The sequence below is a fragment of the Burkholderia cenocepacia genome (assembly GCF_900446215.1).
GTDB classification, from domain to species: Bacteria; Pseudomonadota; Gammaproteobacteria; order Burkholderiales; family Burkholderiaceae; genus Burkholderia; species Burkholderia cenocepacia.
Genome location: NZ_UAQZ01000012.1, coordinates 598,103 through 609,876 on the forward strand (window position 1 = coordinate 598,103; position 11,774 = coordinate 609,876).

The window sequence follows — 11,774 nt, forward strand, 5'->3', positions numbered from 1 at the left end:
CGATCTCCTCGTATCCCCTATGGTCTATAGTAGACTTTAAGTCTATATTTCTGCGTGCGGGACCCGACACGTCGCCATGCGGCGGCCACCTGCGTCGAATGCCGACCCGGCGCCCGACCCGGCGCGCCGTACGACCCGATCTTCATCGCCACACTCCAGAACAGAAGGACCGTCATGAACTGGAAACTTTCCCTCTGCGCCGCTGCGGCGCTCGCGTGCGCGGCCGTCACGGCCCATGCGGAAACCACGTTGCGCTTCGGGATCGAAGCCGCCTATCCGCCGTTCGAGAGCAAGACGCCGGCCGGCCAGTTGCAGGGTTTCGACGTCGACGTCGGCAACGCGGTGTGCGCGAAGCTGAACATGAAGTGCGTGTGGGTCGAGAATTCGTTCGACGGGCTGATCCCGGCGCTGCAGGCGCGCAAATTCGACGCGATCAACTCGGCGATGAACATCACCGCGAAGCGCAAGCAGAGCATCGATTTCACGCCGGCGATCTACGTGGTGCCGATCGTGATGGTCGCGAAGCACGGCTCGCCGCTGAAGCCCGACGTCGCGAGCCTGCGCGGCAAGCACGTCGGCGTGCTGCAGGGCTCGTCGCAGGAGGATTTCCTGAAGGCGCACTGGGCCAGTGCGGGCGTGGCCGTCGTGTCGTACCAGGATCAGGACCAGATCTATGCCGATCTCGTCGCGGGGCGTCTCGACGCGGCCGTGCAGGAAGCGCAGACCGCGCAGGACGGGTTCCTCGACAAGCCGGCCGGCCGCGACTACCAGATCGTCGGCGAACCGCTGAAGGATCCGGCGACGCTCGGCGAAGGCACCGGCTTCGGGATGCGCAAGAACGACAAGGCGCTGCAGGCGAAGATCGTCGGCGCGCTCGACGCGCTGAAGAAGGACGGCACGCTGAGCGCGCTGTCGCAGAAGTACTTCAAGCGCGACATCATCGCGAAGTAAGCGCCGCCGCGTGCCGGCCGCGGGGCCGGCGCACGGCGCATCCCATCTCGACGCAGTGCGGGGAACCATGGATTTCGACGTGATTGTTCTGGGGGCCGGCATCGTCGGCGTGTCGTCGGCGCTGCATCTGCAGGATCGCGGGCTGCGCGTCGCGCTCGTCGACCGGCGCGCGCCCGGCGAGGAAACCAGCCACGGCAATGCGGGACTGATCGAGCGCTCGTCGGTCGTGCCGTATGCGTTTCCGCGCCGGCTCGGCACGCTGCTGCGCTATGCGCGCAACCGCTCCGTCGATCTCTATTGGGACTACCGCGCGCTGCCCGCGTATGCGGGCTGGCTCGCACGCTTCTGGCGCGAATCGTCGCCGCAGCGGCTCGCGGCCGCCGCGCGCGACCTGCTGCCGCTCGTCGCGGCGAGCGTCGTCGAGCACGATGCGCTGCTCGCGCGCACCGACGCGCAGCCGCTCGTGCACGACGGCGGCTGGATCGAGGCGTTTCGTTCGCCCGCGTTGTTCGACGCGGAAGCGCGCGCGCAGCAGCGCGTGGCCGACGCGCACGGGCTGCGGATGACCGTGCTCGACGCGCATGCGCTGCGCGCGCGCGAGCCCGGTATCGGCGACGCCTTCTGCGGCGCGTTTCACTGGCAGGACCCGAAGACCGTGTCGAGCCCGGGCGGGCTGACCAAGGCCTATGCGCGGCTGTTCGAGCGTGACGGCGGCACGTTCGTGCGCGGCGACGCGACGACGCTCGTGCAGGTGGATGACGGCTGGCAGGTCCGGACCGAACACGGGCCGCTCGTGGCACGCTCGGCCGTGGTCGCGCTGGGCCCGTGGTCCGATCAGGTGTTCGCGCCGCTCGGTTACCGGATTCCGCTGCGCGCGAAGCGCGGCTATCACATGCATTACCGGCCGACGCGCACGCCGCTGAACGTGCCCGTATGCGATACCGAGGCAGGCTTCGTCGTCGCGCCGATGGAGGGCGGCCGCCTGCGGCTCACGACGGGCGTCGAGATCGCGCCGCGCGACGCGCCGCCGACCGGCGTGCAGCTCGCGCGCGCCGAGCCGCTGGCGCGCGACGCGTTCGGCATCGGCGAGCGGCTCGACGCGGAGCCGTGGCTCGGGTTGCGGCCGTGCACGCCCGACATGCGCCCGGTGATCGGGCCCGCGCCGCGCCACCGGCATTTGTGGTTCGCGTTCGGTCATTGCCATCACGGGCTCACGCTCGGGCCCGCGACCGGCCGCCTGCTCGCCGAAATGATGACGGGCGCGCCGACCTATATCGATCCCCATCCGTACCGGCCCGCACGCTTCGGCTGAGCCTGCGGCACGCAGATGCGGCTTCGGCCGCCGGCACGCGCCGGTGGCCATGCGCATGCTTCACAGTTTTTCATTCTGCTATCCGGGTTATCGAAATCCACGCAATCGTAAATGATCTGCGTAATCGATAAGAAAGAAAATCGCGCGATAAAAGAAAATCAGCAAATTCGCTATTTATCAATGCATTTTCATATTGCTGAAATGCGTAATGGGCAGGCCGTCATGGCGGTATGGGGTCTCATCGTGCCCGCGTGTTTCGACGTTACGCGGAATGTACCGGAACACGTTACTACGGGGCTCGCAAACGTTACGTTACATCCGCGTTCCGGCGACCTTTTTCATCAGACGATTCGGGCTCCGCAATTCACGAATTTCGCCTGAAATCGATTAAAAAACGTTATTACCGGTCATTAGGCAGACGAATCAATCCCGTTTTTGGAATTGGCACGCTTTGTGCAATCCGTCCCCATGCTTTGTCAACGTAGTGCCAACCGAGATGGGGAAAATAAAGATGGGACAGAATTTTAAATTGACGGGTGTGGCGCTGTCGGTCGCGACGGTGTTCGGGGTGCTGGCTTCGGGTTCCGCGATGGCGGGGGCGCTCGACTCGCTGCCGATACCGCAAGTGATCGTCAATCCGCCGACGAACAGCGTGTCGGTCGGGCTGGTCGCGACGGGCACGTCGCCGCTGGGCTCGGTCACCGTGACGGCGGGCGGGTCGGGGGCGATTCAGACGTCGCTCGGTGATCCGGGACACGTGCTGTCCGGCGCCGTGGGGGCGGTGACGGGCGCACTCAGCGGTGGCGGCGGGGTGCAGCCGCTGGCGCCGGTGCAAGGCGTGGTGAATCAGGTGACCGGGGCGCTCGGCGGTGGCAACCCGGCAGGCGCGCTGACCGGGGCGCTGAATACGGCGACGGGCGCGCTGAGCAATGCGGTTGGCACGGCAACGGGTGCGCTGGGCGGTATCGGCGGTGGTGCGAATCCGCTGGCGCCGGTTCAGGGTGTGGTGAATCAAGTAACGGGTGCGTTGAGCGGCGGCAACCCGGCCGGTGCATTGACCGGCGCGCTGAATACGGCAACCGGCACGCTGAGCAACGCGCTCGGCACCGCAACGGGCGCGCTGGGCGGCATCGGTGGCGGCTCGAACCCGCTGGCGCCGGTTCAGGGAGTGGTGAATCAAGTAACGGGTGCGTTGAGCGGCGGCAATCCGGCTGGCGCGCTGAACACGGCAACCGGTACGTTGAGCAACGCGCTCGGTACGGCAACGGGTGCGCTGGGCGGCATCGGTGGCGGCTCGAACCCGCTGGCACCGGTTCAGGGTGTGGTGAATCAAGTAACGGGTGCCCTGAGCGGTGGCAACCCGGCCGGTGCATTGACCGGCGCGCTGAATACGGCGACCGGCACGCTGAGCAACGCACTCGGCACCGCAACGGGCGCGCTGAGCGGCATCGGCGGCGGCTCGAACCCGCTGGCACCGGTTCAGGGCGTCGTGAACGGGCTCACGGGCACAATCGGCGGTGGCGATCCGGCCGGTGCGCTGACTGGCGCCGTGGGCACGATCACTGGGGCGGTGGGCAACCTTGGCGGCGGCTCGAACCCGCTGGCGCCGGTGCAAGGCGTAGTGAACGGCGTGACGGGTGCACTTGGCGGCAGCAATCCCGCAGGCGCACTGACCGGCGCGCTCGGCACGGTGACGGGCGCGTTGGGTGGCGTTGGCGGCGGCAATCCGGCCGGCGCCTTGACCGGTGCCCTCGGTACGGTAACCGGCGCATTGGGCGGCGTTGGCGGCGGCAACCCGGCAGGCGCACTGACCGGTGCCCTCGGTACGGTAACCGGCGCACTGGGCGGTGTTGGCGGCGGCAATCCGGCAGGTGCCTTGACCGGTGCCCTCGGTACGGTAACCGGCGCACTGGGCGGTGTTGGCGGCGGCAATCCGGCAGGCGCCTTGACCGGTGCCCTCGGTACGGTAACCGGCGCACTGGGCGGCGTTGGCGGCGGTAATCCGGCAGGCGCCTTGACCGGTGCCCTCGGCACGGTAACCGGCGCACTGGGTGGCGTCGGCGGCGGCAATCCGGCAGGCGCACTGACCGGTGCCCTCGGCACGGTAACCGGCGCGTTGGGCAACCTCGGCGGCGGCGCAAACCCGATCACCCCGATCCAGAACGTCGTGAACCAGGTCACGGGCACGCTCGGCAGCGGCAACCCGGCCGGCGCACTGAGCAACGCGGTCAACACGATCACGGGCACGCTTGGCAACGTCGGCGGCGCCGGGAGCCCGCTCGCGCCGGTGCAAGGTGCCGTCACGCAGCTCGCCGGCACGCTCGGCAACGGCGATCCTGCCGGTGCGCTGACGAACGCGCTGAACTCGGTGACGGGCGCGCTCAGCGGCGCGAACCCGCTGGCGCCGGTGCAGGGTGTCGTCAACCAGGTCGTCGGCACGCTGTCCGGTACGGGCGGCGGCAGCCCGATCACGCCGATCACGAACCTCGTCAACGGTCTGCAGAATGCGCTGCCGGGCGGTAATCCGGCCGGCGCGCTGACCGGCGCACTCGGTTCGGTGACGGGCGCGCTCGGCAATCTCGGCGGCTCCAACCCGCTGGCGCCGGTGCAAGGCGTCGTGAACCAGGTCGTCGGCACACTGGGCGGCAGCAACCCGGCCGGCACGCTGAGCAACGCGATCGGCACGGCCACGGGCGCCCTCGGCAACGCGGTCGGCTCGGCGGCGGGCGCGCTCGGCGCACTGGGCGGCACCAATCCGCTGGCGCCGGTGCAGGGTGTCGTGAACCAGGTCGTCGGCACGCTCGGCGGCGGCAATCCGGCCGGTGCACTGACGGGCGCGCTGAACTCGGTGACGGGTGCCCTCGGCAATCTCGGCGGCTCCAACCCGCTGGCGCCGGTGCAAGGCGTCGTGAACCAGGTGGTCGGCACGCTGTCCGGCGCTGCGGGCAACGGCCCGATCGCGCCGATCACGAACCTCGTGAGCGGCCTGACGGGCGGCGGCAACCCGGCCGGCGCACTGACCGGTGCGCTCGGTTCGGTGACGGGCGCACTCGGATCCGGCCCGGCGGCACTCGGCCAGGCGGCCGGCGCGCTGTCGGGGGCGGCCGGTTCGACGGCAGCGGCGGGCGGCAGCCTGCTCGGCGCGGGCGCGAACGCGGCCGGCGGTACGGCCGGCGCGGTCGGTTCGCTGCTGACGACGGGGGCCAACTCGACGGCGACGGTCGTCAACGCGGTCGGCACGTCGGTGGGCACGGCGCTCGGTTCCGCGCCGAGCCTGTCGGTGACGCCGCATTCGGGCAACAGCTCGCCGAACAACCCGCTCGCACCGGTGACGACGCTGCTCCAGTCGCTGACCGGCGCACTGCCGAGGTAAGCGGCCGAAACCGGCCGAAACTGCACGACGGCGCTGCATCGGCCGTCGTGCGAAACGGACGTGCAATACGGGTCGCGCAACGCGGCATGACAGCGATGTCATGCCGCGTTGTCGCTTTCTTTCGTCGCATGAACGATCGTCGCCGCTCGTCGCGCTGCCGGATGGAATAACCGGCCGTCGCCGTCCGTTTACATACCGAGTTCCGGCACCGCCGGCCGGCGGGATAATGATCGCGACGCAGCCGATCGTCCCGTCCGGCGGCGCCGTGTCGCGACACGACGCCAAGGAGAACGGGAATGAAACGGATGATCTTCGCTGCCGCGCTGACGGCGGCGATCGTGCGGCCGGCGGCCGCCGAACCGCCACAGGCCGGCGACGGGAAACTGGTCGACGAAGCCCACATGACGCTGTACGTATTCGATCGCGATGCGCCAGGCAAGAGCATGTGCGACGGCACGTGCGCGGCCAACTGGCCGCCCGCGCTCGCCGACGCGTACGACAAGGCGTCGGGCGCGCTGAGCCTCGTCGCCCGCGACGACGGCAAAAAGCAGTGGGCGTACCGCGGCCGCCCGCTGTATCGCTGGAAGATGGACCACAAGGCTGGCGACGCGGGCGGCGACGGAATCGGCGGCATGTGGCACGTCGCGCGGCCATGACCGCGCGGCGACGCGCGAGGCATCCCGATGAGCTATGAGTCGGACCTGCTGGTGTGGCTCCCGCATCTCACGCGCTATGCGCGTGCGCTGACGGGCGAGTGCGCATGGGCCGACGACCTCGTGCAGGACACGCTCGAGCGTGCGCTGAACCGGCCGCCGCGCGACGGCGGCCACCTGCGCGCATGGCTGCTGACGCTGTTGCGGCACCGCTTCATCGACCAGTTGCGCGCGCGGCACGAGATCGCGGTCGACGACGCGACGGCGCCGTGGCAGACGATGGCCGCGCCTGCGGGCGCGGTCGGCGGGCTGGAGTTGCGCGACGTGCAGCGCGCGCTGTACCGGCTGCCGGTCGAACAGCGTGAGGTGCTGCTGCTGGTCGCGCTCGAGGAGTTGAGCTATCGCGATGCCGCGCAGGTGCTCGGCGTGCCGGTCGGCACGGTGATGTCGCGGCTCGCACGGGCGCGCGCGCAGATGCGCGCGTTGCTGTCGGACGCGCCGCCGGCGCACGGCACGGCCACGTTACGGGTGATCGGGAAGCCATGATGGACGATCCGCGCAAGCCTTCGAACCAGCAGGACGACGATGCGTCGGCGCAACTGCTGTCCGCGTTGCTGGACGGCGAATTGTCCGGGCACGAACGCCGCGAGATGCTCGAGCGCCTGCAGTCCGATCCGCAGGAAGCCGAACGATTTGCGCATTACCGTGCGCAGCGCGATGCGCTGAAGGCGCTGTTCCCGTTGCCGGGTGCCGCGCCCGCGTTGTTCGTGCAGCGCCGCGCGCCGCGCTGGCGCGCCGTCGCGCATGCATTCGCGGGGCTGGCGGCCGGCCTGCTGATCGGCGTCGCGCTGCATGCGGGCTGGGCGGCATTCGGCCGCGCACCGGCGTTCGCCGCGCGCGCCGATGTCGCGTACGCCGTGTACGCCGCCGACCGCGAGCATCCGGTGGAGGTGGGTGCGGCCGATCCCGCCCGTCTCGCCGCGTGGCTGTCGGCGCGCATCGGCCGGCCGGTGCGCGCGCCGTCGCTCGACGAATACGGTTACGCGCTGCTGGGCGGCCGGTTGCTGCCCGGCGACGCGGGGCCGGCCGCGCAGCTCATGTACCAGCGTGCGGACGGCGCGCGCGTGACGCTGTACATGACCGCATACGATGCGCGCCGCCTCGCGCCGCGGGCGATGTCGACCGACGGTCGCTACACGTATTTCGGGTCGGATCGCGGCATGGGTTATGCGCTGTCCGGCCGTGGCGACGAACGGCGTCTGCGCGAACTCGCGATCGACGCATGCGGTGCGCTGGGCGGCCCGACCGACGCGTGGAAGGGATGACGCGCGGCGCCCGCAGGGAGCAGGCAATGAAGACGGCGACGATGAAGGGGTTCGTGCTGGCGGCGTGCGTCGCGGGCACGATGCTTGCGCGAGCGCAGGGCGATGCGCCGGTGCGCGTGCCGGTCGATGCCGATGGCGTGCAGCGGGTGACGATCGTCGGCGGCAGCTATTTCTTCCGGCCCAACCACGTGATCGTCCGCGCGCACGTGCCGGTCGAGCTGACCGTATCGGCCGAACCCGGCGTCGTGCCGCACAGCTTCGAGATCGACGCGCCGCCGCAGGCGGGCATCGCGGTGCATACCGAACTCGGTACGACGCCGAGAACGTTTCGTTTCACGCCGCAGCAGCCGGGGCGGTTCGCCTACTATTGCACGCACCGGCTGCTGTTTTTCGGTAGCCATCGCGCGCGCGGAATGGAAGGCGTGCTCGATGTCGAGGCGGCGCCATGATCGCCGCGTTGCTGGCCGCGAGCCTGATAGGAGCGAGCATGACAGCCGATCCCGTGACCGTCGCGCAGGCGCATTTCGACCACGTCCGCTCGTACCGCGCGACGATTCGCTCGTCGGCGCGCGACGGCGAGCACACCGAAATCCGCTACGCGTACCTGAAACCGGGCTTCGTCCGGATGGATTTCGTGTCGCCGCATCGCGGCGCGGTGCTCGCGTACGATCCCGGCGACGGCAAGGTGCGGCTGCGCCCGTTCGGCACGCATGCGCCGCCCGCGTTGACGCTGTCGCCGTCCAATCCGCTCGTGCGCGACCGCACCGGCCACCGGGTCGACCGCTCGGACGTCGGCGAACTGCTGCGCAACGTGCATGCGCTGCAGCAGGGCGGCGCGACGGTGACCGAAGGCGAGGAGGCCGTCGGTGGCCGGACCGCGCTGCGCGTGCTGGTCACGGGCGCGCCCGCGCACGCGGTCGACGGCGTGCATCGCTACCGGCTGTGGCTCGACGCCGCGGACGGTTTTCCGCTGAAGGTCATCAGCTACGCGAGCGATGACGACACGCCGCTCGAAACCGTGACGCTCGACGACGTGGAGATCGACGTCGCGTTTCCCGAGCGTTTCTTCGCGCCCTGACGGCGCGCCATCCGCGTTCCTGACGCGCATGCCGGAGGCTGCATGGCGGAGTACCGGTTTTCGACGACCTGGCGGGTGGATGCGCCGCTCGCGGCGGTCTGGGACGCGATCTACCAGGTCGACCGCTGGCCCGACTGGTGGAAGGGCGCCGTGCGTACCGTCGAGCTCGAGCCCGGCGACGCGCGCGGCGTCGGCGCGCTGCACCGGTATACCTGGAAGGGCGCGCTGCCGTACCGGCTGACCTTCGACATGCGCGTGCGGCGCGTCGAGCGGCCGCATGCGCTCGAAGGCCATGCGAGCGGCGCGATCGAGGGCGACGGCCGCTGGTCGTTCGTCGCCGACGGCGCGCGCACCGTCGTGCGCTACGACTGGCACATCCGCACGCACGCGCGCTGGATGAACTGGCTGGAACCGCTCGCGCGGCCGCTGTTCCGGTGGAATCACGACGTCGTGATGCGCGAAGGCGCGAAAGGGCTCGCACGGCGGCTCGGTGCGACCGTCGAGACGGACGGCAGGACCTTTCGGCCGCTGTCGGGCGCGGACTGCGCCGATGCGTGAGGATCGGCCCGGCGAAGCCGAGTGACGGACGCGTCGCGACGGACGAAATCGGCGTCCGTGCGGTTTTTTCGATGCGATGTCAGCGGTCTCGGGAACTCCGGGCTTACCCGGTGTCCAAACGGGGCTGGATGAGATGCGCGGGCCGCACGAGCCCGCGGGCGGAGCAGGATGTGTTCGGTTTGTCTTTGTTTTAAAAGGGTTTTTTGTCGCTTTTGTCTGTTTTCCCCGCTGCGCCGCCGCCCCGAAAATTCCTCCGGTTCCCCTTCTTGAATTTGTCAAAACCCGTCCATATAATTAGCACTCGCTGCACGAGAGTGCTAACAATTCTCTGCCGGGCGATGAGCCGGGCAGATTCCCTAAGCGTTCTTCAATCTCAGTCAAGAGAGGAGTGAATATGAACCTTCGTCCTTTGCACGATCGCGTGATCGTCAAGCGCCTGGATCAGGAAACCAAGACCGCCTCGGGCATCGTGATCCCCGACGCCGCTGCTGAAAAGCCGGATCAGGGCGAAGTCCTGGCCATCGGCCCGGGCAAGCGCGACGACAAGGGTGCGCCGATCGCGCTCGACGTGAAGGTCGGCGATCGCGTCCTGTTCGGCAAGTACGCAGGCCAGACCGTGAAGGTCGACGGCCAGGAACTGCTGGTCATGCGCGAAGAAGACATCATGGCCGTGGTCAACGCCAAGTAAGCGTCATCCGACGGTACATATTCCCAAGAATTCAAGGAGTTAGAAGATGGCAGCTAAAGACGTCGTATTCGGCGATTCCGCCCGTTCGAAGATGGTCGAAGGCGTGAACATTCTCGCCAACGCAGTCAAGGTCACGCTGGGTCCGAAGGGCCGCAACGTCGTGCTCGAGCGCAGCTTCGGCGGCCCGACGGTCACCAAGGACGGTGTGTCGGTCGCGAAGGAAATCGAGCTGAAGGACAAGCTCCAGAACATGGGCGCGCAAATGGTCAAGGAAGTGGCTTCCAAGACCAGCGACAACGCAGGCGACGGCACGACGACGGCAACCGTCCTCGCGCAATCGATCGTTCGCGAAGGCATGAAGTACGTCGCATCGGGCATGAACCCGATGGACCTGAAGCGCGGCATCGACAAGGCAGTCGCAGCGGCTGTCGAAGAGCTGAAGAAGATCAGCAAGCCGTGCACGACCAACAAGGAAATCGCACAAGTCGGCTCGATCTCGGCGAACAGCGATTCGTCGATCGGCGATCGCATCGCTGAAGCGATGGACAAGGTCGGCAAGGAAGGCGTCATCACCGTCGAAGACGGCAAGTCGCTGGCCGACGAACTCGACGTCGTCGAAGGCATGCAATTCGACCGCGGCTACCTGTCGCCGTACTTCATCAACAACCCGGACAAGCAAGTCGCCGTCCTCGACAACCCGTTCGTGCTGCTGCACGACAAGAAGGTGTCGAACATCCGTGATCTGCTGCCGGTGCTCGAGCAAGTCGCGAAGGCTGGCCGTCCGCTGCTGATCATCGCAGAAGACGTCGAAGGCGAAGCGCTCGCGACGCTGGTCGTCAACAACATCCGCGGCATCCTGAAGACCGTTGCGGTCAAGGCGCCGGGCTTCGGCGATCGTCGCAAGGCGATGCTGGAAGACATCGCGATCCTGACCGGCGGTCAAGTCATCGCGGAAGAAACCGGCCTGACGCTCGAGAAGGCAACGCTGGCGGAACTGGGCCAGGCGAAGCGCATCGAAGTGGGCAAGGAAAACACGACGATCATCGACGGCGCAGGCGAAGCTGCAAGCATCGAAGCACGCGTGAAGCAAGTGCGCGCGCAAATCGAGGAAGCGACGTCGGACTACGACCGTGAAAAGCTGCAAGAGCGCGTGGCCAAGCTGGCAGGCGGCGTTGCAGTGATCAAGGTCGGTGCTGCGACCGAAGTCGAAATGAAGGAAAAGAAGGCCCGTGTCGAAGACGCACTGCACGCAACCCGCGCAGCTGTGGAAGAAGGCATCGTGGCAGGTGGCGGCGTTGCGCTGATCCGTGCACGCACCGCGATCGCAGGTCTGACCGGCGCGAACGCCGACCAGAACGCCGGCATCAAGATCGTGCTGCGCGCGATGGAAGAGCCGCTGCGCCAGATCGTCACGAACGGTGGCGAAGAAGCGAGCGTCGTGGTGGCGGCAGTTGCAGCAGGCAAGGGCAACTACGGCTACAACGCAGCAACGGGCGAGTACGTCGACATGGTGGAAGCCGGCGTCGTCGACCCGACCAAGGTCACGCGTACCGCGCTGCAGAACGCAGCTTCGGTGGCAGGCCTGCTGCTGACGACGGACGCAGCTGTCGCAGAACTGCCGAAGGAAGACGCACCGATGCCGGGCGGCATGCCGGGCGGCATGGGCGGCATGGGCATGGACATGTAATCGACTTCGGTCGACGGTGTCCGGGGCGCGCAGCGATGCGCGTTCCAGCCAAAAGAAAAGACCCGCAGCGATGCGGGTCTTTTTTTATGTGCGCGGTTTTCGATGCGTACGCGAGGCGGCCGGATACGCCACGCCTCAAAGCGTCGAGG

Annotated in this window: 12 protein-coding genes; all 12 read left to right on the plus strand. The window is 68.2% G+C overall.

The genetic code is table 11. The annotated features are described in order from the left end of the window. Positions 1-174 precede the first annotated feature (174 nt). The 12 genes from DTA15_RS20135 to groL all read left to right on the plus strand — a co-directional run bounded on the left by DTA15_RS20135 (position 175) and on the right by groL (position 11,625). Entirely contained in the window at positions 175-951 is a 777-nt protein-coding gene (locus tag DTA15_RS20135; protein WP_006486410.1) for an ABC transporter substrate-binding protein, read from the plus strand. Positions 952-1,018: 67 nt separating this feature from the next. After that, complete coding sequence (locus tag DTA15_RS20140; protein ID WP_020979908.1) at positions 1,019-2,263, plus strand: NAD(P)/FAD-dependent oxidoreductase; 1,245 nt, start codon at positions 1,019-1,021, stop codon at positions 2,261-2,263. Between the two features lie 111 nt (positions 2,264-2,374). Beyond that, complete coding sequence (locus DTA15_RS20145; RefSeq protein ID WP_006487595.1) at positions 2,375-2,644, plus strand: hypothetical protein; 270 nt, start codon at positions 2,375-2,377, stop codon at positions 2,642-2,644. Positions 2,645-2,774: 130 nt separating this feature from the next. Next, positions 2,775-5,636 carry a beta strand repeat-containing protein gene (locus DTA15_RS20150; RefSeq protein WP_034178589.1) on the plus strand — a complete coding sequence of 954 codons (2,862 nt, stop codon included), beginning with the start codon at positions 2,775-2,777 and terminating at the stop codon, positions 5,634-5,636. 296 nt (positions 5,637-5,932) lie between these two features. After that, positions 5,933-6,292, plus strand: coding sequence for a COG4315 family predicted lipoprotein (locus tag DTA15_RS20155; RefSeq protein ID WP_006490109.1), 360 nt, complete (start codon positions 5,933-5,935; stop codon positions 6,290-6,292). A gap of 27 nt (positions 6,293-6,319) precedes the next feature. Beyond that, positions 6,320-6,835, plus strand: a complete 516-nt coding sequence (locus DTA15_RS20160) for a sigma-70 family RNA polymerase sigma factor (protein ID WP_006490113.1) — start codon at positions 6,320-6,322, stop codon at positions 6,833-6,835. Then, on the plus strand, positions 6,832-7,614 hold the full coding sequence (locus tag DTA15_RS20165; protein ID WP_012492912.1) for an anti-sigma factor family protein: 783 nt from the start codon (positions 6,832-6,834) through the stop codon (positions 7,612-7,614). Before DTA15_RS20160 ends, DTA15_RS20165 begins: the two co-directional genes overlap by 4 nt. Before the next feature lie 26 nt (positions 7,615-7,640). Further along, positions 7,641-8,063 carry a cupredoxin domain-containing protein gene (locus DTA15_RS20170; protein WP_006485460.1) on the plus strand — a complete coding sequence of 141 codons (423 nt, stop codon included), beginning with the start codon at positions 7,641-7,643 and terminating at the stop codon, positions 8,061-8,063. Next, complete coding sequence (locus DTA15_RS20175) at positions 8,060-8,692, plus strand: LolA family protein (RefSeq protein WP_006485463.1); 633 nt, start codon at positions 8,060-8,062, stop codon at positions 8,690-8,692. Before DTA15_RS20170 ends, DTA15_RS20175 begins: the two co-directional genes overlap by 4 nt. A gap of 42 nt (positions 8,693-8,734) precedes the next feature. Then, positions 8,735-9,250: an SRPBCC family protein gene (locus DTA15_RS20180; RefSeq protein ID WP_006485459.1), complete on the plus strand. Its 516-nt coding sequence runs from the start codon at positions 8,735-8,737 to the stop codon at positions 9,248-9,250. Positions 9,251-9,644: 394 nt separating this feature from the next. Next, entirely contained in the window at positions 9,645-9,938 is a 294-nt protein-coding gene (gene groES / locus DTA15_RS20185; RefSeq protein ID WP_004186661.1) for a co-chaperone GroES, read from the plus strand. A 46-nt stretch (positions 9,939-9,984) separates the two neighbouring features. Next, positions 9,985-11,625, plus strand: a complete 1,641-nt coding sequence (gene groL / locus DTA15_RS20190; RefSeq protein ID WP_006485462.1) for a chaperonin GroEL — start codon at positions 9,985-9,987, stop codon at positions 11,623-11,625. Positions 11,626-11,774: the final 149 nt, after the last annotated feature.

Coding starts and splice junctions, on each gene's coding strand:
- DTA15_RS20140 (WP_020979908.1), top strand. CDS start 1,019: ATGGATTTCGACGTGATTGTTCTGGGGGCCGGCATCGTCGGCGTGTCG.
- DTA15_RS20165 (WP_012492912.1), top strand. CDS start 6,832: ATGATGGACGATCCGCGCAAGCCTTCGAACCAGCAGGACGACGATGCG.
- DTA15_RS20145 (WP_006487595.1), top strand. CDS start 2,375: ATGATCTGCGTAATCGATAAGAAAGAAAATCGCGCGATAAAAGAAAAT.
- DTA15_RS20135 (WP_006486410.1), top strand. CDS start 175: ATGAACTGGAAACTTTCCCTCTGCGCCGCTGCGGCGCTCGCGTGCGCG.
- DTA15_RS20175 (WP_006485463.1), top strand. CDS start 8,060: ATGATCGCCGCGTTGCTGGCCGCGAGCCTGATAGGAGCGAGCATGACA.
- DTA15_RS20170 (WP_006485460.1), top strand. CDS start 7,641: ATGAAGACGGCGACGATGAAGGGGTTCGTGCTGGCGGCGTGCGTCGCG.
- DTA15_RS20160 (WP_006490113.1), top strand. CDS start 6,320: ATGAGCTATGAGTCGGACCTGCTGGTGTGGCTCCCGCATCTCACGCGC.
- DTA15_RS20180 (WP_006485459.1), top strand. CDS start 8,735: ATGGCGGAGTACCGGTTTTCGACGACCTGGCGGGTGGATGCGCCGCTC.
- DTA15_RS20155 (WP_006490109.1), top strand. CDS start 5,933: ATGAAACGGATGATCTTCGCTGCCGCGCTGACGGCGGCGATCGTGCGG.
- DTA15_RS20150 (WP_034178589.1), top strand. CDS start 2,775: ATGGGACAGAATTTTAAATTGACGGGTGTGGCGCTGTCGGTCGCGACG.
- groL (WP_006485462.1), top strand. CDS start 9,985: ATGGCAGCTAAAGACGTCGTATTCGGCGATTCCGCCCGTTCGAAGATG.
- groES (WP_004186661.1), top strand. CDS start 9,645: ATGAACCTTCGTCCTTTGCACGATCGCGTGATCGTCAAGCGCCTGGAT.